This is a genomic window from Pseudomonas sp. M47T1 (genome assembly GCF_000263855.1).
Classification (GTDB): domain Bacteria; phylum Pseudomonadota; class Gammaproteobacteria; order Pseudomonadales; family Pseudomonadaceae; genus Aquipseudomonas.
The window spans coordinates 1-26,292 of sequence record NZ_AJWX01000023.1; the positions used below are offsets into that span (position 1 = coordinate 1).

General features: G+C 61.6%; 24 protein-coding genes. 12 read left to right on the top strand and 12 right to left on the bottom strand.

The genetic code is table 11. The features are described from left to right. The first annotated feature begins 45 nt into the window (after positions 1–45). Entirely contained in the window at positions 46–594 is a 549-nt protein-coding gene (locus PMM47T1_RS21120; protein WP_008372824.1) for a DUF3304 domain-containing protein, read from the top strand. Next, positions 579–3,170 (top strand): T6SS phospholipase effector Tle1-like catalytic domain-containing protein, encoded by a 2,592-nt coding sequence (locus PMM47T1_RS21125; protein WP_043301351.1) that lies wholly within the window; start codon positions 579–581, stop codon positions 3,168–3,170. Before PMM47T1_RS21120 ends, PMM47T1_RS21125 begins: the two co-directional genes overlap by 16 nt. A gap of 46 nt (positions 3,171–3,216) precedes the next feature. Here PMM47T1_RS21125 and PMM47T1_RS21130 read toward each other — a convergent pair whose 3' ends face one another. Continuing rightward, the gene (locus PMM47T1_RS21130) at positions 3,217–3,747 is read right to left on the bottom strand and encodes a DUF5384 family protein (RefSeq protein ID WP_008372826.1); all 531 of its coding nucleotides are present in this window, start codon (positions 3,745–3,747) and stop codon (positions 3,217–3,219) included. Positions 3,748–3,755: 8 nt separating this feature from the next. Then, positions 3,756–4,262: a membrane protein gene (locus PMM47T1_RS21135; RefSeq protein ID WP_008372827.1), complete on the bottom strand. Its 507-nt coding sequence runs from the start codon at positions 4,260–4,262 to the stop codon at positions 3,756–3,758. Between the two features lie 247 nt (positions 4,263–4,509). Between PMM47T1_RS21135 and PMM47T1_RS21140 the strand changes: the two genes are divergently transcribed. Continuing rightward, positions 4,510–4,962 carry a YaiI/YqxD family protein gene (locus PMM47T1_RS21140; protein ID WP_008372828.1) on the top strand — a complete coding sequence of 151 codons (453 nt, stop codon included), beginning with the start codon at positions 4,510–4,512 and terminating at the stop codon, positions 4,960–4,962. Between the two features lie 69 nt (positions 4,963–5,031). Here PMM47T1_RS21140 and elbB read toward each other — a convergent pair whose 3' ends face one another. Beyond that, on the bottom strand, positions 5,032–5,700 hold the full coding sequence (gene elbB, locus PMM47T1_RS21145) for an isoprenoid biosynthesis glyoxalase ElbB (protein ID WP_008372829.1): 669 nt from the start codon (positions 5,698–5,700) through the stop codon (positions 5,032–5,034). Positions 5,701–5,812: 112 nt separating this feature from the next. Between elbB and PMM47T1_RS21150 the strand changes: the two genes are divergently transcribed. Then, a complete protein-coding gene (locus PMM47T1_RS21150; RefSeq protein ID WP_008372830.1) occupies positions 5,813–7,057 on the top strand; it encodes a sterol desaturase family protein in 1,245 nt (414 codons plus the stop codon). On the opposite strand, the gene PMM47T1_RS21155 is transcribed toward PMM47T1_RS21150, so the two are convergent. Continuing rightward, positions 7,058–7,642, bottom strand: a complete 585-nt coding sequence (locus PMM47T1_RS21155; RefSeq protein ID WP_008372831.1) for a DedA family protein — start codon at positions 7,640–7,642, stop codon at positions 7,058–7,060. Between the two features lie 394 nt (positions 7,643–8,036). On the opposite strand from PMM47T1_RS21155, the gene ppk1 reads away from it, so the two are divergent. Then, positions 8,037–10,262 (top strand): polyphosphate kinase 1, encoded by a 2,226-nt coding sequence (gene ppk1, locus PMM47T1_RS21160; RefSeq protein WP_008372832.1) that lies wholly within the window; start codon positions 8,037–8,039, stop codon positions 10,260–10,262. On the opposite strand, the gene ppx is transcribed toward ppk1, so the two are convergent. The 5 genes from ppx to PMM47T1_RS21185 all read right to left on the bottom strand — a co-directional run bounded on the left by ppx (position 10,249) and on the right by PMM47T1_RS21185 (position 14,684). Continuing rightward, on the bottom strand, positions 10,249–11,751 hold the full coding sequence (gene ppx, locus PMM47T1_RS21165) for an exopolyphosphatase (protein WP_008372833.1): 1,503 nt from the start codon (positions 11,749–11,751) through the stop codon (positions 10,249–10,251). The genes ppk1 and ppx overlap by 14 nt on opposite strands. Positions 11,752–11,849: 98 nt before the next feature. Next, entirely contained in the window at positions 11,850–12,581 is a 732-nt protein-coding gene (locus PMM47T1_RS21170) for an amino acid ABC transporter ATP-binding protein (protein WP_008372834.1), read from the bottom strand. Beyond that, positions 12,568–13,218: an amino acid ABC transporter permease gene (locus PMM47T1_RS21175; RefSeq protein ID WP_008372836.1), complete on the bottom strand. Its 651-nt coding sequence runs from the start codon at positions 13,216–13,218 to the stop codon at positions 12,568–12,570. The genes PMM47T1_RS21170 and PMM47T1_RS21175 overlap by 14 nt, the downstream gene beginning before the upstream one ends. Continuing rightward, the gene (locus PMM47T1_RS21180; RefSeq protein WP_008372837.1) at positions 13,218–13,883 is read right to left on the bottom strand and encodes an amino acid ABC transporter permease; all 666 of its coding nucleotides are present in this window, start codon (positions 13,881–13,883) and stop codon (positions 13,218–13,220) included. The genes PMM47T1_RS21175 and PMM47T1_RS21180 overlap by 1 nt, the downstream gene beginning before the upstream one ends. A 15-nt stretch (positions 13,884–13,898) precedes the next feature. Continuing rightward, positions 13,899–14,684, bottom strand: coding sequence for a transporter substrate-binding domain-containing protein (locus PMM47T1_RS21185; RefSeq protein WP_008372838.1), 786 nt, complete (start codon positions 14,682–14,684; stop codon positions 13,899–13,901). Positions 14,685–14,981: 297 nt separating this feature from the next. Between PMM47T1_RS21185 and PMM47T1_RS21190 the strand changes: the two genes are divergently transcribed. The 6 genes from PMM47T1_RS21190 to PMM47T1_RS21215 all read left to right on the top strand — a co-directional run bounded on the left by PMM47T1_RS21190 (position 14,982) and on the right by PMM47T1_RS21215 (position 22,460). Next, a complete protein-coding gene (locus tag PMM47T1_RS21190; protein ID WP_043301360.1) occupies positions 14,982–15,680 on the top strand; it encodes a FadR/GntR family transcriptional regulator in 699 nt (232 codons plus the stop codon). 120 nt (positions 15,681–15,800) lie between these two features. Then, the gene (trxA, locus tag PMM47T1_RS21195) at positions 15,801–16,130 is read left to right on the top strand and encodes a thioredoxin TrxA (protein WP_008372840.1); all 330 of its coding nucleotides are present in this window, start codon (positions 15,801–15,803) and stop codon (positions 16,128–16,130) included. 247 nt (positions 16,131–16,377) lie between these two features. Further along, positions 16,378–17,637, top strand: a complete 1,260-nt coding sequence (rho, locus tag PMM47T1_RS21200) for a transcription termination factor Rho (protein ID WP_008372841.1) — start codon at positions 16,378–16,380, stop codon at positions 17,635–17,637. Between the two features lie 318 nt (positions 17,638–17,955). After that, positions 17,956–19,956, top strand: a complete 2,001-nt coding sequence (locus PMM47T1_RS21205; RefSeq protein ID WP_008372842.1) for an acyltransferase family protein — start codon at positions 17,956–17,958, stop codon at positions 19,954–19,956. A gap of 69 nt (positions 19,957–20,025) precedes the next feature. Continuing rightward, a complete protein-coding gene (ubiD, locus tag PMM47T1_RS21210; RefSeq protein WP_008372843.1) occupies positions 20,026–21,492 on the top strand; it encodes a 4-hydroxy-3-polyprenylbenzoate decarboxylase in 1,467 nt (488 codons plus the stop codon). After that, on the top strand, positions 21,492–22,460 hold the full coding sequence (locus PMM47T1_RS21215) for a CDP-6-deoxy-delta-3,4-glucoseen reductase (protein WP_008372844.1): 969 nt from the start codon (positions 21,492–21,494) through the stop codon (positions 22,458–22,460). The genes ubiD and PMM47T1_RS21215 overlap by 1 nt, the downstream gene beginning before the upstream one ends. 9 nt (positions 22,461–22,469) lie before the next feature. On the opposite strand, the gene PMM47T1_RS21220 is transcribed toward PMM47T1_RS21215, so the two are convergent. Next, entirely contained in the window at positions 22,470–22,946 is a 477-nt protein-coding gene (locus tag PMM47T1_RS21220; protein ID WP_008372845.1) for a hypothetical protein, read from the bottom strand. 343 nt (positions 22,947–23,289) lie between these two features. Here PMM47T1_RS21220 and PMM47T1_RS21225 point away from each other — a divergent pair, with 343 nt between their 5' ends. Continuing rightward, a complete protein-coding gene (locus PMM47T1_RS21225; RefSeq protein ID WP_008372846.1) occupies positions 23,290–23,937 on the top strand; it encodes a gamma-glutamylcyclotransferase in 648 nt (215 codons plus the stop codon). Between the two features lie 8 nt (positions 23,938–23,945). Here PMM47T1_RS21225 and PMM47T1_RS21230 read toward each other — a convergent pair whose 3' ends face one another. Both PMM47T1_RS21230 and PMM47T1_RS21235 read right to left on the bottom strand, forming a co-directional pair. After that, the gene (locus tag PMM47T1_RS21230; RefSeq protein ID WP_008372847.1) at positions 23,946–25,079 is read right to left on the bottom strand and encodes a hypothetical protein; all 1,134 of its coding nucleotides are present in this window, start codon (positions 25,077–25,079) and stop codon (positions 23,946–23,948) included. Positions 25,080–25,197: 118 nt separating this feature from the next. Beyond that, complete coding sequence (locus PMM47T1_RS21235) at positions 25,198–26,175, bottom strand: NADPH:quinone oxidoreductase family protein (RefSeq protein WP_008372848.1); 978 nt, start codon at positions 26,173–26,175, stop codon at positions 25,198–25,200. Between the last annotated feature and the right edge of the window lie 117 nt (positions 26,176–26,292).

Here is a 26,292-nt window from a genome sequence, read left to right on the forward strand (position 1 = left end):
GGGCTATCCCTTCGACTTCCCTTCAAAAATGCAGGAGCCTGCCACATGCCCCGCGCCGTGACTGATGCATTTATCCGCGTCATCCAGCTGCTTGTGCTGTTGGGTGTGGTGTTTTTGGCGGGTTGCACGCCGAAGCCGCCGAGCAAGCTGGGTGCGCCGATCGAGGGGTGGAACCATACGAGGGCGGCGATCAACTGGTTCATGGTGAACCGCAATGGAGGGCCGAACGTTGGGCCCTACGGTGGGGGTGGCAAGCAGAACTGCTGCGTGCTGTTGCCGGTTAGGTGGCAGCCGGGGTTGAAGGTGTTGGTGGAGTGGGAGAAGGATCCGAATGTCGGGGCGTCGCGATATTGGAAAGAGCGAATGTTTTCGGAGGCTTGGCATGAGCGAATGGCTGATCACCGAGCCAAATACACCCACCACAGCGTCTGGGTCGAGGTAGCGCCCTACGAGCAACTAGGCGTTGTCGACGTGCATTTCCTGCCTTGCAACCAGATTGCGGTGTCTGCGGTGGCTGAACTGCCAGGGATGGCGAAATACCCGTTCAAATTTCCGCATAAAATGGAGGAACCCGCAGCATGTCCGAACCCCTGAACCCTGACCCGGGTAAGACCGGAGCGGATTACGTCAGCAAAATAGATGTATTCGACAGCCGAGGACTCTTGCCTCATGGCCCGAAGGACGTGGCTTTCAACTACCGGCAGCAGTTGCGAACCGAGCGGCAGATAGAGCTGGCAGTGATGCACGAGGCTTGGACGGCGAACCGGCCTTTTTGTGGGGCGCCCTGCATGCAGGTGCTGCATGTGACGCTGTGTTTCGATGGGACCAACAATCACGAACCCTCGGATGCGAAGAGCAAGCCGCCCACCACGTCCAATGTTGCTCGACTGTATCACTCTAGCCTGGGGCCTTTACCCGGCCAGCAATATCATGCCGGCGCGCTTGGCTTCTATCGGTACTACATCCCCGGCGTCGGCACCGAATTCAAGGAAATCGGCGAATTCGAACCCTCCGATGCCGGCCTCAAATACGGCACCGGCGGCGAGAACCGGATCAACTGGGGCCTGACTCGACTTCTGGACGCATTGCAGCAGGCCTGTGGCGAGCCATATTTGCCCCCCGAAGAGGCCAGCGCATTAGTCCAGCAAATGGGTACCTCGACACTGCAGGACGCCCTCGGCGCCTCGCTGCTCACGTCCGGCCACGCACGCCGCCAGCAGGTATTGCAGGCGCCGTTGCAGGCGCGGCAGGAAAAGATCGAAACCCTGCACCGCCAGAAAGCCATCCCGTTGATCAAGGCCATGCGCCTGTACGTCTACGGCTTTTCCCGTGGGGCCGCCGAAGCGCGGGCGTTTGCCCGCTGGCTGGAAGACCTGACCCAGGTGGAGGTGGCGGGCGAGACCTGTTACCTGCTGGCCGGCATCCCGGTGTGCATCGCCTTTTTGGGGCTGTTCGATACCGTGGCCTCGGTGGGCATGGCCTATGTGCTGCCATTCGCCGCCGGGCACATGGGCTGGGCGGACGGCACCCTGCGCCTGTCCGACAGTGAGAAGTTTCTGGAACGCTGCGTGCACTTTGTCTCGGCCCACGAGCAGCGCGGCTGTTTCCCCGTGGACTCCATCCGGCGCAAGGCGGACCCTAACGACCCGGATTGCCCCTCGACCTATCGCACGGGCACGGTCGAGTATGTGTTGCCGGGGGTGCATTCCGATGTCGGGGGCGGCTACCCGCCGGGGGATCAGGGGAAATCGTTGGGGGCAGGGAAGCATGTACTTTCGCAGATCGCGCTGCATTACATGTATGCCGAGGCCTATGCCATTGGCGCTCCACTCCAGGCCCCTCGCCATGTACTGGATCCCGATCAAATCCATTTTTATCCTTGGATAGCAATGGAGCCCGAGACGGCCGATGAATTCGACGTTTCCGACACCCTCATCACCACCTTCAACACCTGGCAATCCACCCTGATCGACGGCCCCCTCGAAGACGTCCTCGCCCACCAGGCCGCACAAATCACCGGCTGGCGCATCCACCGCTACGCCAACCAGTTCCTGCACAACACCCAGGGCTACCACGCGGTCTACAACACCGACATGAAGCCCCACGAAGCCAAGGCCTTCGCTGCGCTGCACCAGCGGCAACTGCAGGACGACATGGCCCTGCGCAAGGGCGAAACACCTGCCCCGCGTTCGGAAACCGAGCAGGCCAGGCACGCCGATCTGCTGCAGATCAAGGCTGACTACGAAAAGCGCCTGGGCCTGAAGACGCCGATCAACCTCAACACCAGCAAGGCGTTCGAGCCGCTGCTGGACCAGCGCCAGCTGGACAATGCCATGGCCGATTTCCGCCGCGACTACATTCCCGAGTGGGGCCTGCGCGAGGGCGGCGAAGCCTTCAGCACGGGCACCCTCATCAACGCGCTGGCGGGCGGCCTGGTGTACCTGACCAACGAACAGGATGAGGCCGCCGAGTACAGCCAGCTGCGGCGCATGGGCAACCGCGCCTACCATCGCCTGTTCGACGAGCAGGCCCAGGTGCGCGAGGGCATGCTGCCGATCGTCCAGCTGTACGACCAGTACGTGCACGATTCCCGGGCGTGGTTCATGAACGCGGCGCTCAAGGAGCGCGAACTGTTCAGCGACTACTTCCGCTACCGCTGCATCTTTTTCGACAACGAGTCCAACAAGGCCCTGTCCCTGCTCGCCACGGCCGCCCAGGTGCTCGGCGTAGCGGTGGCAGTGGGCAGCATCGGCCTGAGCGTGCAGCGCAAAGACCCGCGTTACCTGGTGGGGCTGCTGATTCCGTCGCTGGGCATCCCGGTGTACCGGGGCAAGCTGGGCGCGCCTGTGGTTACCGCGTTCGACAGCCTGACGGGGCTGAAACTGCCGATGCAGGAGCTGCCGCACAAGGTGCGGGCGTTTACCCAGCAAACCGGGGCCGTACTGGAACTGGTCAAGACCCTGGCCCCGACAGAGCCTTTGGGCCAAGCCAACGCCACCACCGCCGATTTGCAGAAGGTGCTGGCCGCGTACCAGGCGCTGGAGCCGGTGGTGCCCAAGGCGGCTGCCGAACCCGCTGCGCCGTCTGCGCCGGGTCAGCCCCCGCGCGTGGAGTGGCTGGAGAAGGCCAGGGGAAATCTGGAAAAGGCGCGGGCCAGTATTCCTGTGTAGAACCAAAAAAAAGCCCACCGAAGTGGGCTTTCCAGGCGCTGGCGTATCAGTTGCCGAACAGCTTGCTCGAACGGTTCACATCAGCCTTGCCGGTGTCTTCCAGCAACGCCTTGGTGCCCGAGCTGACATTGCGCGTGGCGTCGGCCTTGGACTGCACCACGTCGGTCTGGGCAGCGCTGCTGCGCAGGTCGGCGTCGATGTAGTCGTTGGCGCGGTCGGCCTTGGCTTTCATCGCTTGCAGCTTGAGCTTGCGCTCTTCTATGTCCAGCGCGCGATCTTCGTCTTCCTGTTGCTCGGCACGGGTGCGCAGGCGGGTGTTTTCCTGAGCCACGGCCTTGCGTTCGGTGGCAGCCTGTTCGGCTGCGCGCGCCTGGGCAGCGGCGCGGGCACGACGGTTGGCGTCGTCACGGGCCTGGGCCTTGGCCTGCTGTTCTTCCCACTGGCGCTGGTACGCGGCCTGCTGGGCTGCATCCACTTGCTGCTGCTGGACTTCGATCTGGTGCAACTGGTCGAATTGCCCGGCATGTACCTGGGTCACCAGCAGCGACAGGGTCAGGGCTATGAGAGTGCGATTCATGGTCGGTCTCAGCCTTTGGCAGGTTCAGGGCAGGTGGCGTTAGGCTGGATGCGAGTCTCGTTGTTGAGCATCATCACCATCAGCGAAATGCTGCCTGGCGTGAACTGGCAAGGCTTGCCCACCTGGGCCGAGGTGTAGATCTTGCCGTCTTCGGAGTAGCCCAGCAGCACGCCTGGCACCAGGCTGGTTTCGCTGACCATGGAACCGGCCAGGGCGCCTGCCGCGCCGCCGCCTACAGCGCCCACTAGCGCGGTATCGCTGTTGTGCTTGGCACCCAGCACGCCGCCGCCGACTGCGCCCAGCAGGCCGCCAACGACTTGGGCCGCCTGACGATTGGAGGCGTTGCTGACTTTGATCTTGGTAGGGGACACGGTCAGGATCTGAACAGTCTTGGCCGGCTGCTTGGTGTTGACCTGGCTGGCATCGAATACGTCAGCCTGGTAGTCCTCGCCAGTGGCCTGGCAACCTGCCAATACGGCAGCCAGGGAGAGGACAGCCACGGTTTGCTTGAACATGAACAACACTTCCTTACATCCATTGAATTGAAACGGCTTCCTTGCGCCCATCGGTATTGCCACGCAACGAAATCGATGTGTATCGAAAATTCGACAGTGTCATATTGACATTATGAAATTGTAACTAAAATTAACTAGGCAGTGAACTAATTAATCTCGTGCCAGTCTTTGGCGCTGCGGTTAGTGCGCCGACCAACGCCGCACTTGACGTACACTGGGCACCGTTTTCCTGCGTAGTGAGTAGCGCATGCGTGTTTGGATTGATGCCGACGCCTGCCCCAAGGCGGCCAAGGACCAGGTCGTTAAATTTGCTCTGAAGCGCCAGTTCGAGGTGCTGATGGTGGCTGGCGTGCCGCTGATAAAGCCGGCCTTTGCCTGCGTGAAACTGGTGGTAGTGCCCGCGGGGCCCGACGCGGCCGATGACTATCTGGTGGAGCACGCCGTGGCCGGCGAGTTGGTCATTTGCAGCGACGTGCCCCTGGCCGACCGGCTGGTGAAGAAGGGCGTGGCCTGCCTGGACCCGCGCGGCAGGGAATTCGACGAAAAGAACATGGGCGAGCGCCTGGCGGTGCGCAACCTGTTTACCGACCTGCGCGAGCAGGGCCAGGTAGGTGGCGGCCAGGCCGGCTATGGCGACAAGGACAAACAGGCCTTCGCCAACAGCCTGGACCGCATCCTCACGCGCCTGGCGCGCTCATGATTCACGCCGCCTTGACGTAGCTGCCGCCAGGCTGCGAAAAGGTCCATAGGACCTTCCCGTGGCGCACTATCAATCGCGGGCCGGCTGCGCGAGTTCCAACACCCGATCCACCAGCTTGTTGATGCCTTCGGCCGCTTCGCCAATGGATTTGGCGCTCATGTACGCCGGGGTACTGACCAGTTTGCGGGCTGTGTCTTCGACAATGTCGCTCACCTGGCAAGGCTCATGGGTGCCGCCCATCTTGTCGATGGCCTTGGCGGTTTCTTCGTCGGTACCGATGGTGCACGTCACGCCAGGCCCATAGATCTTCGCCGCCAGCGCCGGGGAGATACAGATGAGCCCCACCGGTTTGCCGGCCTCGGCGAAGGCTTCGGCCAGCGCCAGCAATTGCGGGTTCAGCGTGCAACCAGCGCCCTGAGTGGCGAAGTTGGACAGGTTCTTGGCAGCGCCAAAGCCGCCCGGCACGATCAAGGCATCGAACTCGTCGACGTCGGCGTCGGCCAAATCCTTCACCTCGCCACGGGCAATGCGCGCCGACTCCACCAGCACATTACGCGTCTCGGGCATTTCTTCGCCGGTGAGGTGGTTGATCACGTGCATCTGCTGGATATCGGGTGCGAAGCACTGCACCTGGGCGCCGCGCTGGTTGAGGCGCAACAGGGTAATCACGCTTTCTTGGATCTCCGCGCCGTCGTACACGCCGCAGCCGGAAAGGACTACCGCAACTTTTTTACTCATGCTCATTTCTCCCGGATCGTGGCGTTAATGTCCCTTCAATTGTCACTGGCCGCCGTAGGGTTTTGCCGGGTGCGGGCCTACGCTTGAATGACCTTTTCGCGGTAGCCACACCATGGACCTGATCCTCTACGCCGTGCCGTTTTTCTTCGTGTTGATCGCTGTCGAATTGCTTGCCGACCGCTGGCGCGGCATGCGCAGCTATCGGCTGGCCGATGCCGTGAACAGCCTCAGTACCGGCGTGCTGTCCACCACCAGCGGGTTATTGACCAAAGGCGTGGGCGTGCTCAGCTATACCTTCGCCTGGCAGCACCTGGCGCTGCTGGAACTGCCTGCGGGGCAACCCTGGGTATGGGTGCTGGCGTTTGTTGCCTACGACTTCTGTTACTACTGGCTGCACCGCCTTGGCCATGAACGCAACATACTCTGGGCGGCTCATTCGGTGCACCACCAGAGTGAGGACTACAACCTGTCCACCGCGTTGCGCCAGACCAGCACCGGGTTCATTTTCGCCTGGCTGTTCTACCTGCCGCTGGCAGTGCTGGGCGTGCCGCCGCTGGTGTTTGTCAGCGTAGCGGCGCTTAACCTGCTGTACCAATTCTGGGTGCATACGCGTCATGTGCCAAAGCTTGGCTGGCTGGAGTGGATATTCATCACCCCCTCCAATCATCGAGTGCATCACGCGCAAAACCCTCTCTACATGGATCGCAATTATGGCGGTGTGTTCATTGTGTGGGACCGCCTGTTCGGTACGTTCCAGGAAGAGGACGAGCGCGAACCGGTGATCTTCGGCGTGACCACGCCTTTGCGCAGCTGGAATCCGCTATGGGCCAACGTGCAGTTCTACGCTCAGCTGTGGAGCGATGCTCGGCGCTCCCGGCTTTGGCGCGACAAGCTGCGCATCTGGTTCATGCCCACGGGCTGGCGGCCAGCGGATGTGGCGCTGCGGTACCCGCTGGGTAAGCCCGACCTCAGCCAGTTCCAGCGCTTCGAGGTGCCGCTGGGCTTGCGCCAGCAGGTTTATGTGAGCGTACAGTTTGCTGTGTACGTAGCGTTGGGCAGCTATCTGTTGGCGTTCGGCGCGAGCCTGCCGCTTGCCGGGCTATTGCTGGGGTGCGCCTGGATGGGACTGGGGTTGTTTGCCCTGGGGGCGGCCCTGGAGGACCGGACGTGGGCGCTTAAGCTGGAAGTGCTACGCCTGGCCGCGAATGTGCCGCTGGTGGCGTTGGCAGTGCCCTGGGGGCTGTGGGCGGCGAATTCGTGGGCCTGGCCCGTGCTGCTGGCCTACAGCGTGGCCAGCGGGATCGGGCTGTGGTGGCTGCGCGGGGCAGGCATCAGGTTGGGCGCTGCGGCCCGTTGATCACTCGGCGTCGCCGTCGGCGATCTTGCGCGCCACGCGCGCGGCCTTGATGCGCCTGCGCAGCCACAGCAGGCCACCCAGAACCAGCAGGCCGCCCAGGACCCAGAGCTCGTATTTCTTGATGTTGCCCAGCATGCCTTCGAGGATGGCGCCAAAGTGGTAGGCGGCCAGCGCCAGCACCGTGGCCCACACGGCCGCGCCGATGCCATTGAGCAGCAGGTAGCGACGCGGCGGGTAGCCGGACAGGCCGATGGCTACCGGCATCACGGTACGCAGGCCATACACGAAGCGGAAGCTCAGCACCCAGATATCGGGGCGTTTGCGAATGTGCTCCAGCGCTCGATCGCCCATCAGTTGCCAGCGCGGCTTGCGGGCCAGCAACTTGCGGCCGTGCTTGCGCCCCAGGAAGTACCAGAGCTGGTCACCGGCGTAGCTGCCGAGGAAGGCTACTACTACCACCAGGTTGATATCCATGTATCCGCGGAACGCAAGAAACCCGGCCAGGACCAAAATCGTCTCGCCTTCGAAAAACGTACCAAGAAAGAGGGCCAGGTAGCCGAAATCCTGCAGAAATTGTTGGAGCATTGTCTGGATGCTGGCGAAATGAACGCGCAGCCTAACGCGTCGCGGCCATTCGTGAAAGTGTCGAAATGTGTCTCGACGTGAACAGTCCGCAGAATGACAATGGGGAAAGCTGTCTGCAGGGGCTTGACGCAAGACTGTCATGCAAACGTCATAATGCCCGCTTATAACTGTCGCGCCGGCCCGCACGCGTGGGCCCAGGAGTTTGCCGTGAGCCGTGCCCGCGCCCTGCGCCTGCCCTCCAGCCACCGTCAGTGTGATGAGTTGGCGTCCCGCCTCGTCAGTGCATGTGTAACCACTGTCGACGATATGATCGTGCCAGAACCATACTCACCTGATTTGCAAACCGTGCCGCTCAACTGAATGAGAGGGCAATTGAGCCCTTCAGGAACGCTAGATGAATAACGAAGGACTTCACGAAACTGCCGTGAAAGAAGCACAGCCAGTGCTTGAGCAGATCATCGAAACGCCGCCGGCGATGGAACCTATAGAAGAGCCCGTTTCCGAAGCCACTGCGTCCAGCCCGCCGGTACCCGCTGCCGTGCCCGGCCTGGATGACAGCAGCCTGTACATCCATCGCGAGTTGTCCCAGTTGCAGTTCAACATCCGCGTGCTGGAGCAGGCTCTGGACGAGTCCTACCCGCTGCTGGAGCGTTTGAAGTTCCTGCTGATTTTCTCCAGCAACCTGGACGAATTCTTCGAAATCCGCGTGGCGGGCCTCAAGAAGCAGATCACCTTCGCCCGTGAACAGGCTGGCGCCGACGGCCTGCAACCGCATCAGGCGTTGGCGCGCATCAGCGAACTGGTGCACGGCCACGTCGACCGCCAGTACGCCATTCTCAATGACATCCTGCTGCCGGAGTTGGAAAAGCACCAGGTACGCTTCATTCGTCGCCGCAACTGGACCGTCAAGCTCAAGACCTGGGTGCGTCGCTATTTCCGTGACGAGATCGCGCCGATCATCACCCCCATCGGCCTGGACCCCACGCACCCGTTCCCGTTGCTGGTGAACAAGAGCCTGAACTTCATCGTCGAGCTGGAAGGCATCGATGCCTTCGGTCGCGACTCCGGCTTGGCCATCATCCCTGCGCCGCGCTTGCTGCCACGGGTTATCCGCGTGCCGGAAGAAGTGTCGGGCGCAGGCGACAACTTTGTGTTCCTGTCGTCGATGATCCACGCTCACGCCGATGACCTGTTCCAGGGCATGAAGGTCAAGGGCTGCTACCAGTTCCGCCTGACCCGTAACGCAGACCTGGCAGTGGACACCGAGGACGTCGAAGACCTGGCCCGCGCCCTGCGCGGCGAACTGTTTTCGCGGCGCTATGGCGACGCCGTGCGCCTGGAAGTGGCCGATACCTGCCCCAAGCACCTGTCCGACTACCTGCTCAAGCAGTTCAGCCTGGCCGAATCGGAGTTGTACCAGGTCAACGGCCCGGTCAACCTCACGCGCCTGTTCAGCATTACCGGCCTGGACAGCCACCCCGAGCTGCAATACAAGCCATTCACGCCAGCGATTCCCAAGCTGTTGCAGAACAGCGAGAACATTTTCAGCGTGATCAGCAAGCAGGACATTCTGCTGCTGCACCCGTTCGAGTCGTTCACCCCGGTGGTGGACCTGCTTCGTCAGGCGGCAAAAGACCCGCACGTGCTGGCTGTACGCCAGACTCTGTATCGCAGCGGCGCCAACTCGGAAATCGTCGATGCGCTGGTGGACGCTGCTCGAAACGGCAAGGAAGTGACCGCGGTCATTGAGTTGCGCGCCCGTTTCGACGAAGAGTCCAACCTGCAGATGGCCAGCCGCCTGCAAGCAGCGGGCGCCGTGGTGATCTACGGCGTGGTGGGCTTCAAGACCCACGCCAAGATGATGCTGATTCTGCGCCGCGAAGCCGGCGAGATCGTGCGCTACGCCCACTTGGGCACTGGCAACTACCACGCCGGCAACGCGCGGTTGTACACCGACTACAGCCTGCTGACCTCCGACGACGCTTTGTGCGAAGACGTGGGCAAGTTGTTCAGCCAGCTGATCGGCATGGGCAAGACCTTGCGCATGAAGAAGCTGCTGCACGCGCCGTTCACGCTGAAAAAGGGCATGCTCGACATGATTGCCCGCGAAACCCAGTTCGCCCTGGACGGCAAACCGGCGCACATCATTGCCAAGTTCAACTCGCTGACCGATCCCAAGATCATCCGCGCCTTGTACAAGGCCAGCCAATCGGGCGTGCGCATCGACCTGGTGGTGCGTGGCATGTGCTGCTTGCGCCCGGGCATTGCCGGGGTGTCGCATAACATTCAGGTGCGTTCCATCATTGGCCGCTTCCTGGAGCACACCCGTGTGTTCTATTTCGCCAATGGCGGCGAGGAGCAGATGTTCCTGTCCAGTGCCGACTGGATGGAGCGCAACCTGGACAAGCGCGTCGAGACTTGCTTCCCGGTAGAGGGCAAAAAGCTGATTCTGCGGGTGAAGAAGGAGCTGGAAAGCTACCTGACCGACAACACTCATTCGTGGATTCTGCAGCCCGATGGCCGCTACGTGCGCAGCTCGCCAACCGGCAACCAGAACCCGCGCAGTGCCCAGGACACCCTGCTTGAGCGCCTGAGCATCCCGATCCTTACCGTACGGTAAGAATCACCCCGACCCGGGTCAGCCACTCCGCTTCCAGCGCGAAGTCGGCCTGGGTCAGCTGGTTCTCGTCCAGCCAGTTGGCCGGGAACTCCACTTCCAGGCTGTCGCGCCCTGCGTACAGCTTCACGGTCGGCATTTCCTGGGTACCACGGATGTGGTGGAACAGGATGGCGAAGCGCAGCAGCACGCACAGGCGAATCAGCTTGATGCCGTCATCGCCGAAATCGGCAAACTTGTCCTTGGGAATGTTGCGGCGGTGGCCGCGCACCAGCAGCGCCAGCATTTGCTGGTCTTCGCGGGAGAAGCCGGCCAGGTCCGAGTGCTCGATCAGATACGCGCCGTGCTTGTGGTAATGGTAGTGAGCGATGTCCAGGCCCACTTCGTGGACTTTGGCCGCCCAGCTCAGCAGTTCGCGCCACACGCCATCTTCCAGACCCCAGTCCGCCGCCACCTGGTCAAAGGCATGCAGCGCCTTGCGCTCGACGCGCGCGGCCTGATCCAGGTCCACGTGGTAGCGTTCCATCAGCGAGCTGAGGGTGCGCTCACGCACGTCTTCATGGTGGTGGCGGCCCAGCAGGTCATACAGCACGCCTTCACGCAGGGCGCCTTCGCAGTGGTCCATGCGCTGCAGTTCAAGGGCGTCGAAGATGGCTTCGAGAATGGCCAGGCCGGCCGGGAAGATCGAGCGGCGGTCGGGCTTGATGCCGTCGAAGTCGATCTTGTCCACGTCGCCCAGCTTGAACAGCTTGCGCTTGAGCCAGTTCAGGCCCTCGGCATTGACCTCGCCGGTACCATGGCCGCCGGCCTTCAGGGCCAGGCCGATGGCGCGGATGGTGCCGGAGGAGCCAATGGCTTCATCCCAGCTCAGGCGGTGCAGGGCATTCTCGATGCTCATGATTTCCAGGCGCGCCGCCGTGTAGGCCTGGGCGTAGCGGGCCGGGGTGATCTTGCCGTCCTTGAAGTAGCGCTGGGTGAAGCTGACGCAGCCCATTTGCAGGCTTTCGCGCAGCAGTGGCTCGAAGCGCTGGCCAATGATGAATTCGGTACTGCCGCCGCCTATGTCGGCCACCAGGCGCTTGCCGGGGGTGTCCGCCAGGGTGTGGGACACGCCCAGGTAAATGAGACGGGCTTCTTCGCGGCCGGAAATGACTTCCACCGGGTGGCCCAGGATTTCCTCGGCACGACGGATGAATTCGCCACGGTTGCGCGCCTCGCGCAGGGCATTGGTGCCCACGATGCGCACGGCGCCCAGGGGCAGGCCGTTGATCAGCTGGGAAAAACGCTTGAGGCAGTCGAGGCCGCGCTGCATGGACTCTTCGTCCAGGTTGCGCTGCTCGTCGATACCGGCGGCCAGCTGAACCTTTTCCCCCAGGCGCTCGAGAATGCGGATTTCATTATGGTGGGCCTTGGCCACTACCATGTGAAAGCTGTTCGAGCCCAGATCGATGGCTGCGATCAGGGAAAGGTTCTTGGCGGTGGCTTGCGGCATGGTCTGAAAATCCCGGTCGTTAACCCTGCCATCGTGCCACGAACCAACGGTGCCGCCAACGCATATAGCCTGCTCCCACGCAGGATGGTGGCTGCAGCTCAGCCTTGCTGCATGCCAATGAAGTTGGCCAGCTCCGGCGTCTGCGGCTCGGCAAACAACTGTTTCGGGTGACCCACCTCGTGCACCTTGCCCTCATGCATGAACACCAGCTTGTCGCCCACCTCGCGGGCGAAGCGCATTTCGTGGGTCACCATGATCAGTGTCATGCCGTCCTGGGCCAGCTTGCGCACCACGCTCAGTACCTCATTGACCAGTTCGGGGTCCAGCGCCGAGGTGATTTCATCGCACAGCAGCACCTTGGGCGACATCGCCAGGGCGCGAGCGATGGCCACGCGCTGCTGCTGGCCGCCGGACAGGCGGTCGGGGTAGGCGTCGAACTTGTCGCCCAGGCCAACGCGTTCCAGCATCTGCCGCGCCAGGGCGGCAGCCTTTGCCTTGGCTACCTTTTGCACCACTTGCGGGGCCAGCATGACGTTCTCGCCCACGGTCAAGTGGGGGAACAGGTTGAACTGCTGGAACACCATGCCGACTTTCTGGCGCAGGCTGCGCAAGTCGGCGCGCGCGGCATCCAGGTATTCGCCGTCCACCTCGATGACCCCGTCGTTGATCGACTCCAGGCCATTGAGGGTACGCAGCAGGGTGCTCTTGCCCGAACCGCTGCGGCCAATGATAGCCACCACCTGGCCTTCTTCCACGCTCAGGTCTATGCCCTTGAGCACGTGATGGTCGCCGTAATATTTATGCAGGGCGGAAATTCTAAGCAGAGGCATGCAGTCTCCTTTCCAGGTAGCGGGCGCTGAGCGACAGCGGGTAGCACAGAATGAAGTAGCCCAGGGCAACCAGGCCGTACACCGTGAAGGGTTCAAACGTGGCGTTGGCAAGCATGCCGCCGGTCTTGGTCAGTTCGGTAAAGCCGATGATCGAGGTCACTGCGGTGCCTTTCACCACTTGTACCGAGAAACCCACGGTGGGCGCCACGGCGATGCGCAGGGCCTGGGGCACAATCACGTGGCGCAATTGCTCGTAACGGCTCAAGGCCAGGCTGGCCGAGGCTTCCCACTGGCCGTGGGCGATGGATTCGACGCAGCCGCGCCAGATCTCGGCCAGGTAGGCGCTGGTAAACAGGGTCAGGGCCAGCGCAGCGGCCACCCAGGGTGAAATGTCGATGCCCAGCAGCGCCACGCCAAAGAACACCAGAAACAACTGCATCAACAGCGGCGTACCCTGGAACAGCTCTATATAGCCACGGGCGAAACCACGGGGTACAGCCTTGTCGGAAATGCGCAGGGTCATCACCAGCAAGCCAATCACGCCACCGCCCACAAAGGCCACCAGGCTCAGGGCCAGGGTCCATTGCAGGCCGATCAGCAGGTTGCGCAGGATGTCCCAGAAGGTGAAGTCCATCATCAGCGGCTCCTCGCCAGGTAGCGCCGGCCCAGCCAGTTGAGCAGGGCGCGGATCGCCATGGCCATGGCCAGGTAGATAAGGGTGGTGAGCACGTAGGTTTCGAACGCGCGGAAATTGCGCGATTGAATGAAGTTGGCGTAGAAGCTCAATTCCTGGGTGGCGATTTGCGAACACACCGCCGAGCCCAGCATCACGATGATGATCTGGCTGCTCAGGGCTGGCCACACCTTGCCCAGTGCCGGTACCAGCACAACGTGACGGAACGCCTCGCCACGGCTCATGGCCAGCGCTGCTGCGGCTTCCAGCTGGCCACGCGCAATGGCCTGGATGCCCGCGCGAATGATCTCCGTGCTGTAGGCGCCCAGGTTGACCACCATGGCCAGCACCGCGGCCTGCCACTCGCTGATCTGCACGCCCAATGACGGCAAACCGAAGAAAATGAAGAACAATTGCACAAGGAATGGCGTATTGCGGATCAGCTCGACGTAGACGCCGAATATCCCCGCCAGCGGCTGGATTTTCCAGGCACGGACCACCCCGCCGAGAATTCCCAGGCTGACCCCCAGCACGGCGCCAATCACCGTCAGCTCAAGTGTGAAAAGCGCGCCCTTGAGCAGCAGGTCGGTGTTGGCAAGTACCGGGGCAAAGTCGAAGTGGTAGGCCATATCGGTTCTGGCGCCTTAAAGGTCAGCGGGCAGCGGCTGCTTGAGCCAGGTCTGCGAGTTCTTTTCCAGGCTGCCGTCCTGCTTGGCCGCGGCGATGATCTCGTTGACCTTGGCCAGCAGTTGCGGCTCGTTCTTGTTCAGGCCCACGTACACTGGGGAGTCCTTGAGCTTGACCTTCAGCGCCGGAATGCGTTTGGGGTTGCGCTCGCTGATGGCCACCATTACCACGTTGCCGCTGGCAATCAAGTCCACCTGGCCGGCCAGGTAGGCGGCGATGGTGGAGTTGTTGTCTTCGAAGCGCTTGATGGTCACGCCCTCGGGCGCCACCTTGGTCAGCTCGATGTCTTCGATGGCGCCGCGGGTCACGCTGATGGTCTTGCCCTTCAGGTCGTCGAGGCTGGCCACGGGCGCGTCGGGCGGCCCGAATACCGCGAGGTAGAAGGGGGCGTAGGCGCTGGAGAAGTCGATGACCTTCTCACGGTCCGGGTTTTTGCCCAGGCTGGAAATCACCAGGTCGACCTTGCCGGTGGTGAGGTACGGGATGCGGTTGGTGCTGTTGACCGGCGTCAGCTCAAGCTTGACTTTCAGGCGGTCGGCGATCAACTGCGCGGTATCAATGTCCAGGCCGCGGGGCTTCATGTCCGGGCCAATCGAGCCGAAGGGCGGGAAGTCCTGGGGCACGGCCACTTTCAGGGTGCCGCGCTTGACTACATCGTCCAGGCCGTCAGCGTGGGCAGGGGCCTGGCAAAGCATCAGGCTGGCGAACAGAGCGGTGAGCAGGGCGGTACAGCGCTGGATCATGGCACGGTCTCCGAAAGTGAGTGGCAAACCGCAGTGCACAGCCCATGCCAGAATTGTGTAGCCGCTGCCGCGAGGTTGCGTCGGCTCTCGGCCACACTGAACATCCCAGCGTACAGAGGGGCCAGCGCCGCCTGGCGGCAGCGGCTACACAGGTGCCAGGCGGTCATACTGGTCTGAACAGTTGCACCGCTTTCGCGCAATAAATACGGGCATGAACCGTTATCGAGCGTGATTTGCCAGGCCGGGAAAATGGCGTTAAAAGGTCACTTTCCAGCGGTCCGAATGCCTGTGACGATGATGAACTCAATGAGTCGAGCGGTACCTGACGTGGCCATCCAGGGCATCCGTCAGATGATCAGCCGAGACGGTTACGAGGCCGGTGCCGCGCTGCCTTCCCAGCGCGATCTGGCTGAGCAACTGGGGGTCAGCCGCGCTTCGCTGCGCGAGGCATTGTCGACCCTCAGCGCCCTGGGGGTGGTCAGTATCCAGCCGGGCAGGGGCGTGTTCGTGCAGGCACCCAGCGCTGCACTGTCATCGAGCGGGGGGGTAGTGTGGCCGTTCGCCGCGCAGGCTGCGCCCGAAGACATCTTCCAGCTGCGCTATGCCCTGGAAAGCTTTGCCGCCGGCCTTGCCGCCGTGCGCCTGAGCGCAGATGAGTTGGACGGCCTGCAGGACAACGTGCAGGCGATGCGCTCGGAGTTGCGCGCAGAGGATTTCGAGACGGCGGCGCGGCTGGATTTCGATTTTCACCGCCGTATCCTGGTGGCCAGCGGCAATCAGGCAATGGCCGGTATCCTGGTAGCCAGCGCCGATATCTTCCTGGAAAGCCAGAAGTTGCCGTTCATCCGCAGCGAGCGCGCCATGGAAACCTGGCAGGAACACCGCAAGATCCTTCGCGCCCTGGCTCGTCATGCCGCTGCCCCCGCGTCACGGGCCATGCAAGAACATATTCGTGGCGCAGCCTTGCGTACAGGCATCGCGTTTGTAGCACCGTAACGGCCTTATTGGTCAAATCTTGAACAGCCATAGCTAGACTCAATCATCAGTGGCTTCCTGTGGAACGCCTGTGCCGTTATGATGGGCAACGTTTTTTTACATCCGACTGCGGAGCCCCTTATGAGCAGCGACAAAATCGTACACGTCACTGATGCAACCTTTGAGGAGCAAGTACTCAAGGCCAAGGGCCCTGTCCTCGTTGATTACTGGGCTGAATGGTGCGGCCCATGCAAGATGATCGCCCCGGTGCTGGACGAGATTGCCACCACCTACGACGGTAAAGTGACCATCGCCAAGCTGAACATTGACGACAACCAGGAAACCCCTGCCAAGCACGGCGTGCGTGGTATTCCTACGCTGATGCTGTTCAAGGACGGTGAAGTGGCAGCGACCAAGGTCGGCGCCCTGTCCAAGTCGCAATTGGCCGCTTTCCTGGATGCCAGCCTGTAATAGCGCTGAAATATCCAGTGGTAATAGCCCCGCACCTTGCGGGGCTTTTTCTTGGGCGAACGACTAGACGCCCGGAAATTCAGGTGTTACATTCGGCCTCGCACTAGTATCTCTAGTGCCCCCTGCAAGCCGTCGCCGACGCACTCCTACTCGAATTAGTACGCGATCCTGTCGCCTTCTCTGCGGCGCGGCCTCATTAAGCCCAAAGCTTAATTTCTCCCTCCATACATGATTACGTCATTCCCTTATGAATCTGACTGAACTCAAGCAAAAGCCGATTACCGATCTGCTCGAAATGGCCGAACAGATGGGCATAGAAAATATGGCCCGTTCGCGCAAGCAGGATGTGATTTTCTCCCTGTTGAAGAAACATGCCAAAAGCGGCGAGGAAATCTCCGGTGATGGCGTGCTGGAGATTCTCCAGGACGGCTTCGGCTTCCTGCGTTCGGCTGACGCTTCGTACCTCGCGGGCCCGGATGACATCTACGTCTCCCCAAGCCAGATCCGTCGCTTCAACCTGCGCACCGGCGACACCATCGTCGGCAAGATCCGCCCTCCAAAGGAAGGCGAGCGTTATTTCGCCCTGTTGAAAGTTGACACCATCAACTTCGACCGCCCGGAAAACGCCAAGAACAAGATTCTGTTCGAAAACCTGACGCCGCTGTTCCCGACGGTGCGCATGAAGATGGAAGCCGGCAACGGTTCCACCGAAGACCTCACCGGTCGTGTCATCGACCTGTGCGCCCCGATCGGCAAAGGCCAGCGTGGCCTGATCGTTGCTCCGCCGAAGGCGGGCAAGACCATCATGCTGCAGAACATCGCGTCGAACATCACGCGCAACAACCCTGAAGTTCACCTGATCGTGCTGCTGATCGACGAACGTCCGGAAGAAGTAACCGAAATGCAGCGCACCGTGCGCGGCGAAGTGGTTGCCTCCACGTTCGACGAGCCGCCAACCCGCCACGTGCAGGTTGCCGAAATGGTGATCGAGAAGGCCAAGCGCCTGGTCGAGCACAAGAAGGACGTGGTGATCCTGCTGGACTCCATCACCCGTCTGGCGCGTGCCTACAACACCGTGATCCCAAGCTCCGGCAAGGTACTGACCGGTGGTGTCGACGCACACGCCCTGGAGAAGCCAAAGCGTTTCTTCGGTGCCGCGCGTAACATCGAGGAAGGCGGTTCGCTGACCATCATCGCCACCGCGCTGGTTGAAACCGGCTCGAAGATGGACGAAGTGATCTACGAAGAGTTCAAGGGTACCGGCAACATGGAACTGCCCCTGGACCGCAAGATCGCCGAGAAGCGCGTCTTCCCGGCCATCAACATCAACCGCTCGGGTACCCGTCGCGAAGAGCTGCTGACCGCCGACGACGAGCTGCAGCGCATGTGGATCCTGCGCAAGCTGCTGCACCCGATGGATGAAGTGGCTGCCATCGAGTTCCTGATCGACAAGCTCAAGCAGACCAAGACCAACGACGAGTTCTTCTTGTCGATGAAGCGCAAGTAAGCAAGCGTTGCGGTCTGCAATAAAAAATGGCGCCCTTCGGGGCGCCATTTTTTATGGGCCCCACCCATTGCCAGCATCAGGCCGGCCTCCCCTCGGCCCTGGCGCTTAACGGGGCCAACGTCAACAGCACGATCAAACGCTAACAGCAACAGCAGTGGCAACGGAATATCGCAAGGTATTCCCGTAAATCCGTTAAGAACCATTTTTTTTGCAGTCTTTTCGGAACTGTTACGATGACAATCCTTCTATGATGCGGGGCCCGCCAAATTGGCCGGGCGACGTATCGATAATTGAACAAGAATAAAGCAAGGGATTGTCATGGCTGGACTTGCCTATCGTCGAGACATCGACGGGCTGCGAGCGCTGGCTGTCAGTGTGGTGGTGCTGTTTCATTTCGGCATCACAGGCTTCACTGGCGGCTTCGTGGGCGTCGACGTGTTTTTTGTCATCTCGGGGTTTTTGATTACCTCGATCATCTGGCGCCAGCGCGAAGCGGGCCAGTTCAGTTTCATTGAATTCTGGACCCGACGGGCCCGGCGGATTCTTCCAGCCCTGTTCGCGGTCATGGCTTTTTGTCTTGTTGCCGGCTGGTGGCTGCTGACACCCACTGAATATGTGCAGCTGGGCCGCTCGGTGCTGTACCAGGCGATGTTTGCCTCCAACATTCTGTTCCGCAGCCAGGACGGCTATTTCGATACGGCGTCGGATCTCAAACCGCTGCTGCACACTTGGTCGCTGTCGGTGGAGGAGCAGTTCTACATTGTATTTCCCTTGCTGCTGGGGCTATTGATCCGCTATTCGCGGCATTGGCGCTGGTGGCTGCTGGGCCTGGCCGTTGTTTCCTTGGTGCTGAGCGTGCGGGCAGTGGAGCGTCATCCATCGTTGGCATTTTTCCTTCTGCACATGCGCGCCTGGGAGTTGCTGGCGGGCGGCCTGCTGGCGGTGCTGCCGGCCGCCAGGCGGCCAGTGGCGCCCTGGCTGTGCCAGGCGGTGAGTGCGCTGGGGGTGGCAATGCTGACGCTGGCCACCTTTGCCTATGACCAGGCCACGCCATTCCCGGGCCTTGCCGCATTATTGCCGGTGCTGGGCACCGTGGGCATCATCTGGGCCAATGGCAACTCCCCCACGCTGGTTGGTCGGGTGCTGGCCAGCAAGCCGCTGGTGGGCATTGGCCTGGTGTCCTATTCCTGGTACCTGTGGCACTGGCCGTTGCACGTGTTTGCCCGCTACGCGTCGCCAGATGGGTTGGGGAGCGGGCAAGTTGCCGGGCTGCTGGTGTTGAGCCTGTTGCTGGCGTATGCATCCTGGCGCTGGGTAGAGCAGCCGTTTCGGCAATCGTCCACCGGTCACAACGCGCACAAGGTGCTGGCGTATGCACTGGGTGCGCTATTGATGCTGGGGTTCATGGGCAAGGGCCTGGTGGAAGCCGACGGCCTGCCGGTGCGCCTGTCGGCCCAGGCCCTGCGCTACGCCCAGGCGGCGCAATGGGATGCCGGGCAGATGCAGTGCATGTCCGAGAACAAAACCCTTCGCCCAGTGTGCAATTTCGGGCCGCCGGTGGTGGGCGCTCCTTCCATTCTGGTGTGGGGCGACAGCCACGCGGCTGGCCTTGAGCCGGCGTTGAAAATGGCGGCCGAGCAACATGCGCAGGCGGCCGCCCTGGCGTCGCGTTCCGGTTGCATTCCGGTGCCTGGGCTGGAGTCGAAGTCGGCTTGCCGACAATTCAACCGCCAGACCCTGGAGCATGCCAGCCGTGCCGAGGTCACGGACGTGGTGATTGCCGCGCGCTGGAGCCTCTACCTGTATGGCGACGAGCGCGGTGACAACACACTGGTGATCCGTGCGCCAGGCCATCGTGCCCCAGACCGTGAGTATGCCGAACAGCAGTTGCAGAGCCACCTGCAGGCGCTGGTTGCGCGCTTGCGGGCCGAGCACCGTCGGGTGTGGCTGGTCATGGAGGCGCCGCTGCAAAAGCACCCCGCGCCGCACCAGCTCAGTCGTTTGGCAATGCTTGGCCGTTCGGTTGCAGGCGAAGGGCGGCCGTTGGCCGAGCACTTGGCTCGCCAGGCGACTATCAAGCGGATATTCAGGCAGATGGCCGACGCCGACCCCCAGGTACGAATTCTCGACCCTACACCGGTATTCTGCGCCGATGGCGGCCGTTGTCGGATGGAAGCCAATGGCGAATCGCTGTACATGGATGACAATCACTACAGCGACGGCTCCGGGCCCATCCTGCAACCGGTGCTGGCGCCACTGTTCGAGCAGGGCAGCCTGGGCGCCGGCGCACAGCGAATTGGCGCTTATTCTGCGCAATGAAAGCGTCAAGGCTGCCAGCCAGCTCGGGAGCAGGTACGATGTACGCCTATTTTACGAGTGGCATGGTCGATGAAATTCAAGGATCTTCGGGATTTCGTGCAGCAGCTTGAGCAGCGCGGAGAATTGAAACGCATCCAGTTGCCGATTTCTCCGGTGCTGGAGATGACGGAAGTCTGTGATCGGACCCTGCGCAACAAGGGCCCGGCGCTGCTGTTCGAAAAACCTGTCGGTTACGACATTCCGGTACTGGGCAACCTGTTCGGTACCCCTGGCCGCGTGGCCTTGGGCATGGGCGCCGAAGACGTCAGCGAGCTGCGTGAAATCGGCAAGCTGCTGGCGTTCCTCAAGGAACCTGAGCCGCCCAAGGGCCTGAAGGACGCCTGGTCGAAGTTGCCGATCTTCAAGAAGATCATTGCCATGGCGCCCAAGGTCGTCAAGGACGCGGCCTGCCAGGAAGTGGTCATCGAGGGTGACGACGTAGACCTCGGCATGCTGCCCGTGCAGACGTGCTGGCCGGGCGATGTTGCGCCGCTGATCACCTGGGGCCTGACGGTCACCCGTGGGCCCAATAAAGAACGCCAGAACCTGGGTATTTACCGTCAGCAAGTGATTGGCCGCAACAAGGTCATCATGCGCTGGTTGAGTCACCGCGGTGGCGCGCTGGACTTCCGCGAGTGGTGCGAGAAGCACCCGGGCCAGCCGTTTCCGGTGTCCGTGGCCCTGGGCGCCGACCCGGCGACCATTCTCGGTGCGGTCACGCCGGTTCCCGACAGCCTTTCCGAGTACGCTTTCGCCGGGCTGCTGCGTGACAGCCGCACCGAACTGGTCAAATGCCGCGGCAATGACTTGCAAGTGCCAGCCAGCGCCGAGTTCGTGCTTGAAGGGGTAATTCACCCGGGTGAAATGGCCGACGAAGGCCCCTATGGCGACCATACCGGCTATTACAACGAAGTGGACAGCTTCCCGGTGTTTACCGTGGAGCGCATTACCCACCGCATCAAGCCGATCTACCACAGCACCTACACCGGCCGGCCGCCGGATGAACCTGCGATTCTGGGCGTGGCCCTGAACGAAGTGTTCGTGCCGATCCTGCAGAAGCAGTTTCCTGAAATCACCGATTTCTACCTGCCTCCCGAGGGTTGTTCCTACCGCATGGCGGTGGTGACAATGAAGAAGCAATACCCTGGCCATGCCAAGCGCGTCATGCTGGGCGTGTGGTCGTTCCTGCGCCAGTTTATGTACACCAAGTTTGTTATCGTCACCGATGACGACATCAATGCACGTGACTGGAATGATGTGATCTGGGCCATCACCACACGCATGGACCCCAAGCGCGACACAGTGATGATTGACAACACGCCCATCGACTACCTGGACTTTGCCTCGCCTGTATCGGGCCTGGGTTCCAAGATGGGCCTGGACGCCACGAACAAGTGGCCCGGTGAAACCACCCGTGAATGGGGCCGCGTGATCGTCAAGGACGACGCCGTTACCCGTCGCATCGATGAATTGTGGAACCAGCTAGGAATAGATTGATGCGCGTAACCTTGCAGCCATCGGGCGCGGTGCTGGACACGCGCCCCGGAGAGCGGATTCTGGACGCCGCCCAGCGCCTGGGCCATGAGTGCCCGCAAAGCTGTCGCAATGGCAATTGCCATGTGTGTTCGGCCTTGCTGGTGGAAGGCCGGGTGCTGCAGGACGGTGTGGAACGTAACCACGGTGAAATCCACACCTGCATTGCCGAACCGCTGGAAGACTGCGTGGTGCTTTGGGACGCCGTGCTTGCACCGGGCGAGTTGCCGGTGCGGCGCCTGGCCTGCCAGCTGAGCGAGTGCTCGCCGGTGGGCGGCGATGTCTGGCGTGTGCGCCTGCGGGCACCGGCAGGCAAACCGCCGCGCTACCATGCGGGGCAATACCTGATGATCGAGCGCGACAGCGGCGAGAAATCAGCGTTTTCCCTGGCATCGGCGCCCCATGCCGGTCGTGATCTGGAGTTGCACGTGCTGGTGCGTGAAGCCAGCGCGCAAAGCCTGATCGAGCAACTGCAGCGCAACCAGATGGCGCGCGTCGAACTGCCGTTTGGCGATACCCACTTGGCCGAGTTGCCGGACGGCCCGCTGGTGCTGATTGCGGCCGGTACCGGCATGGCGCAGATGCACAGCCTGATCGAGCATTGCCGCGCCCAGGGCTTCAAGCATCCGGTGCACCTGTACTGGGGCGTGCGCAGGCCCGAGGACTTCTACCACATCGAGCATTGGCAGCAATGGAAGGCTTTGCCCAACCTGTTCCTGCATCAGGTTGTCAGTGATCTGTGCGGCTGGGAAGGGCGCTGCGGCATGTTGCACGAAGCGGTCTGCGAGGACATTGCCGATCTTGCAGGGGTGCACGTTTACGCCAGCGGCTCGCCAGCCATGATCTACGCCACGCTGGACGCATTGGTGGCGGCGGGCATGGACGCGCACCAGATGCGTGCCGATGTGTTTGCCTACGCGCCGCGCCCCTGAACCACAGGCTCAGAACCGCAGGCCAACATTGACCATGGTTGCGGCCAGGCCCAGCAGCACGACCTCCCCGGCAACCGGGCCCCAGTGGGCGCCTACGCCGGGGATGATTGCTGGTGCCAGGCCAAACTGGTTCAAGGGCAGCTTGTCGCGGTATTTGCCCTTGTAGCCGTGGATCAGCCCTGCACTGAGTTTGTAGTAGAACGGCGAATCGGCCAGGTCAAAGCGCTTGCCGGCATAGGCGTACCAGGAGCGCTGGCTGAACGAGTTGCTAAAGGTGGCCGCACCCGCAATAACGCCTGAGGCAAAGTCGCGCTCCAGGCCCACCAGGTTCTGATGGTTGTTGTATCGCGCATTATTGGCAAAGTGGCGGGTGAAGACGCTGGCCTGCAGGTACCAGAACCCATCCTCCTCGGTGCCCGACGCCGGTGCGCCGGCTGTCATCAGCAACAGGGCCATGCCCCGGGCAGTGCACTTGAGGTATTTCATGATGTTTGACCGCTATCTACGAATGGGCGCGCTTTTTCGCTCATATTGATAGGAAGTTACTAGACATGAAACTTCCGAAAGTTTTGTAGGAATTTTCGCAGTGTTCTGCAGTGCACTATCCTTAAGCGCATCCAGCAAAAGGGCTGCGACACAAGTATCACTTCGGTGCAGCGGCAATCGCGCATCGGCTTTCGTGCTTTATAACCGGGCAATTTGCGTTTGCTTATAAGGCTTTGCAAGGGCTTGTTTTTTGGAGGTTATCTGCCGTACGGTAACAGCGGGGCTTTTGCAATCGGTTAAAGTGGGTCGAGCTTGTCGATTCACGGGGATATCAGGCGACACCATGTCGGCTATCGAAACTGCGCACTTGAATGTGGTTTATCCACCTTCGCTCGATCTCGGGCCGCAATTGACCCACGAGCAGTTGGTGAACTCACTCCAAACTACCATGGCCCGTCATAAGGGCGGCCCGGTATGGCTGTTCGCCTACGGCTCGCTCATCTGGCGGCCCGAATGCTCGGCGGTGGAACGCCGCCGCGCCCGGGTGCATGGCTACCATCGTGGCCTTTACCTGTGGTCCCACGAACATCGCGGCACGCCCGAGCGCCCCGGCCTGGTGTTTGGCCTGGACCGGGGCGGCTCATGCAGCGGTTTTGCGTTCCGGCTGCCGCACGAGCAGCTTGAAGACTCGTTGCTGGCATTGTGGCAGCGGGAAATGCCTTACCCTTCCTACCGACCGCACTGGCTCAACTGCCGTCTTGAGGATGGCACCAAGGTCCAGGCCCTGGGCTTTGTGCTGGAGCGCCATCTGCCCAGCTATGCCGGAAACCTGCCTGACAACCTGCTCAGCCATATCCTCGAGAGCGCCAGCGGCCGCTTTGGCAGCACCCGCGAATACGTCGAGCAGACCATCAGTGCGCTGCGCAGCCATGAAATGCCGGACCGCAACCTGGAGGCGCGAATCAAGCGCTGTCATGCCCGGGACGTCTAACCCTGGATCTACGCGCCCAGTTCGGCGTACATGCCGCTGGCCTGCTTGACGGTTTCGGACAGGCCGCTGGCAGGGTCGAATGCTGCCCCTTTGAGCTGTGAAAAGGCTACCCAGCTGCCGCCGTAGTTGACGTAGCGATCATTGCCCTGCTGCTCGGTGAGCAGTGTGTAGCTTTTGCGGCGCATGCTCACATACACCGCGTTGTCTTTTTCCATGGCTGCGTGCGCCTGAACCACCTCCAGCGGGGTCAGCGGCTGGCATTTGTCCAGCTTGACACCCCAGCGTCGCAGGCACGCCTCTGCCATATGCCGCACCACTCGGCCAGGCTCAGGGTGCGAATGGTCACCCCCTGCGCCATCAGCTGCCGCGTTGCCTACCAGTGTGGCGTGGCGGCCAGGCATGGGGTAAATGCGTACCTTGCTGCGACGATCGGTTTCCGGGACCACGCAGCCGAACCCCTTGGAGCGCTCGTCTCGGGCATAGACACCCACGTACTCACGCACATTGGCCCCAAGTTTCACGCGCTCGGGCTGGAAGTTCATCATCCCGGGTACAGGGTCGATAGCGAAGATGTTCACCGGTATGTTTTTCAGCTCAGGGTCGTTCAGCATGGCATTGGCCAGCATGTGGCAGCTGATCCCGCCGCGACTCCAGCCCACCATATTGACCTGGGAGGGTATTTTTCCACCCTTGCGGAATTGGTTGACGATTTGCTGCTGCAGTTGCTGCGGGGTCGGATGGCGGTCGCCGTAATCGTAAATGCGTGACCAGAAGCTGCCGCTGACTTCCACGTCCTCGATGGGGACACCGGCGTTCTTGAGCACTGCATAGCTGGACGCAGTCAGCTTTTTACGTTGCCACTCGAACTGGCCCTTGATCATGTTCAGCGTATGCCGAACATTGGTTTCCCAGCCTGTGCCCCACAACGCGCCGGCATAAGGGTGGTCCTTGGATTCGGCCGTCATTTCATCGCATTGCAGGTTGCCGCTTCCAGGGCCGTCCACGCAGATCCAATGGGCAAACTCCTGGTCCAGGGTGTTGGCGGCCAGCGTGGAAACCAACTCGCCATTCCAGTAATTCTCGTTGTGGCTATCGAAACGGGTAGAGCCTGTACCGCAAAAATAAACCGTAAATACGCTCATGATCATTCCTTGTATCAAATGGCGTTGAAGCCAGGCGTTATGGAATGCCCAGTTCAACGTCATTTGCATCAGGGAGTAATCGTGAACTGCTTCCCGCAGGTGAAGGGCTTCGCGCCGGCTAGCGTACGGCTACAACTAGTTTGCCCACCGCCTGGCGGTTGGCCAGCGCATCGATGGCCTGGCCCGCTTCGGCCAGTGGGTAGGTCTGGGACACCAGCGGCTTTAGCTTGCCTTGGGCAAACCACTGGAACAGGGTCTTGAAGTTATCGGCATTGTCCTGTGGCTGGCGTTGGGCGAAGGAGCCCCAGAACACACCGACCACCGCCGCACCCTTGAGCAGGGCCAGGTTTACCGGCAGTTCGGGGATGCGGCCGCTGGCGAAGCCGACCACCAACAGGCGGCCATTCCAGGCAATGGAGCGCACGGCCTGGTCAAACAGGTCGCCGCCCACCGGGTCGTAGATCACGTCCACGCCATTACCGCCGGTCAGGCGCTTGATTTCGTCCTTTAGGCTGGCTTCGGTGTAATTGATCAGTTCATCAGCGCCGGCAGCCTTGGCCACCGCCAGTTTGTCGGAAGTGCTGGCAGCGGCGATCACGCGCGCGCCCATGGCCTTGCCGATTTCCACCGCTGCCAGGCCCACGCCTCCAGACGCGCCCAGTACCAGCAGGGTTTCGCCTGGCTGCAGGTTGGCACGCTGTTTCAGCGCGTGCATCGAGGTGCCGTAGGTCATGCTGAAAGCGGCGGCGGTGCTGTAGTCCATGCCGTCGGGAATGGGCATCACGTTGTAGCCGGGCACGGCAATCTCTTCGGCAAAACTGCCCCAGCCGGTCAGGCCCATCACCCGGTCGCCAACCTTCAGGTGGCTGACATTCTCGCCGACCGTGCGCACCACGCCGGCTGCTTCGCCGCCGGGGGAGAACGGGAACGGCGGCTTGAACTGGTACTTGCCCTCGATGATCAGCGTGTCGGGGAAGTTGACCCCGGCGGCATGCACCTCCAGCAGCACTTCGTTTTTCTTGATCGCTGGGCTGGCGACCTCTTCCAGTACCAGTGTTTCGGCGGGGCCGAAGGCTTTGCACAGCACAGCTTTCATCGGGCTATTCCTTTGCAGGTTGTGGCCGATAAGTGTAGGTATGCGGCATGTGCGGTCAACGAGCATGCCCCCAGCTGATAGCCGGCCATAAGCGCCGGCGCGTGGGTTAATCTTGGT

Excerpts from the sequence above, each read along its gene's own strand:
- rho (WP_008372841.1), top strand. The coding sequence starts at position 16,378 with ATGAATCTGACTGAACTCAAGCAAAAGCCGATTACCGATCTGCTCGAA.
- PMM47T1_RS21150 (WP_008372830.1), top strand. The coding sequence starts at position 5,813 with ATGGACCTGATCCTCTACGCCGTGCCGTTTTTCTTCGTGTTGATCGCT.
- PMM47T1_RS21230 (WP_008372847.1), bottom strand. The coding sequence starts at position 25,079 with ATGAGCGTATTTACGGTTTATTTTTGCGGTACAGGCTCTACCCGTTTC.
- ppx (WP_008372833.1), bottom strand. The coding sequence starts at position 11,751 with ATGCCGCAAGCCACCGCCAAGAACCTTTCCCTGATCGCAGCCATCGAT.
- PMM47T1_RS21170 (WP_008372834.1), bottom strand. The coding sequence starts at position 12,581 with ATGCCTCTGCTTAGAATTTCCGCCCTGCATAAATATTACGGCGACCAT.
- PMM47T1_RS21185 (WP_008372838.1), bottom strand. The coding sequence starts at position 14,684 with ATGATCCAGCGCTGTACCGCCCTGCTCACCGCTCTGTTCGCCAGCCTG.
- PMM47T1_RS21220 (WP_008372845.1), bottom strand. The coding sequence starts at position 22,946 with ATGAAATACCTCAAGTGCACTGCCCGGGGCATGGCCCTGTTGCTGATG.
- PMM47T1_RS21130 (WP_008372826.1), bottom strand. The coding sequence starts at position 3,747 with ATGAATCGCACTCTCATAGCCCTGACCCTGTCGCTGCTGGTGACCCAG.
- PMM47T1_RS21140 (WP_008372828.1), top strand. The coding sequence starts at position 4,510 with ATGCGTGTTTGGATTGATGCCGACGCCTGCCCCAAGGCGGCCAAGGAC.
- PMM47T1_RS21175 (WP_008372836.1), bottom strand. The coding sequence starts at position 13,218 with ATGATGGACTTCACCTTCTGGGACATCCTGCGCAACCTGCTGATCGGC.
- PMM47T1_RS21120 (WP_008372824.1), top strand. The coding sequence starts at position 46 with ATGCCCCGCGCCGTGACTGATGCATTTATCCGCGTCATCCAGCTGCTT.
- ppk1 (WP_008372832.1), top strand. The coding sequence starts at position 8,037 with ATGAATAACGAAGGACTTCACGAAACTGCCGTGAAAGAAGCACAGCCA.
- PMM47T1_RS21235 (WP_008372848.1), bottom strand. The coding sequence starts at position 26,175 with ATGAAAGCTGTGCTGTGCAAAGCCTTCGGCCCCGCCGAAACACTGGTA.
- PMM47T1_RS21135 (WP_008372827.1), bottom strand. The coding sequence starts at position 4,262 with ATGTTCAAGCAAACCGTGGCTGTCCTCTCCCTGGCTGCCGTATTGGCA.
- PMM47T1_RS21190 (WP_043301360.1), top strand. The coding sequence starts at position 14,982 with ATGAACTCAATGAGTCGAGCGGTACCTGACGTGGCCATCCAGGGCATC.
- PMM47T1_RS21225 (WP_008372846.1), top strand. The coding sequence starts at position 23,290 with ATGTCGGCTATCGAAACTGCGCACTTGAATGTGGTTTATCCACCTTCG.
- PMM47T1_RS21155 (WP_008372831.1), bottom strand. The coding sequence starts at position 7,642 with ATGCTCCAACAATTTCTGCAGGATTTCGGCTACCTGGCCCTCTTTCTT.
- trxA (WP_008372840.1), top strand. The coding sequence starts at position 15,801 with ATGAGCAGCGACAAAATCGTACACGTCACTGATGCAACCTTTGAGGAG.
- PMM47T1_RS21205 (WP_008372842.1), top strand. The coding sequence starts at position 17,956 with ATGGCTGGACTTGCCTATCGTCGAGACATCGACGGGCTGCGAGCGCTG.
- elbB (WP_008372829.1), bottom strand. The coding sequence starts at position 5,700 with ATGAGTAAAAAAGTTGCGGTAGTCCTTTCCGGCTGCGGCGTGTACGAC.
- PMM47T1_RS21125 (WP_043301351.1), top strand. The coding sequence starts at position 579 with ATGTCCGAACCCCTGAACCCTGACCCGGGTAAGACCGGAGCGGATTAC.
- PMM47T1_RS21180 (WP_008372837.1), bottom strand. The coding sequence starts at position 13,883 with ATGGCCTACCACTTCGACTTTGCCCCGGTACTTGCCAACACCGACCTG.
- PMM47T1_RS21215 (WP_008372844.1), top strand. The coding sequence starts at position 21,492 with ATGCGCGTAACCTTGCAGCCATCGGGCGCGGTGCTGGACACGCGCCCC.
- ubiD (WP_008372843.1), top strand. The coding sequence starts at position 20,026 with ATGAAATTCAAGGATCTTCGGGATTTCGTGCAGCAGCTTGAGCAGCGC.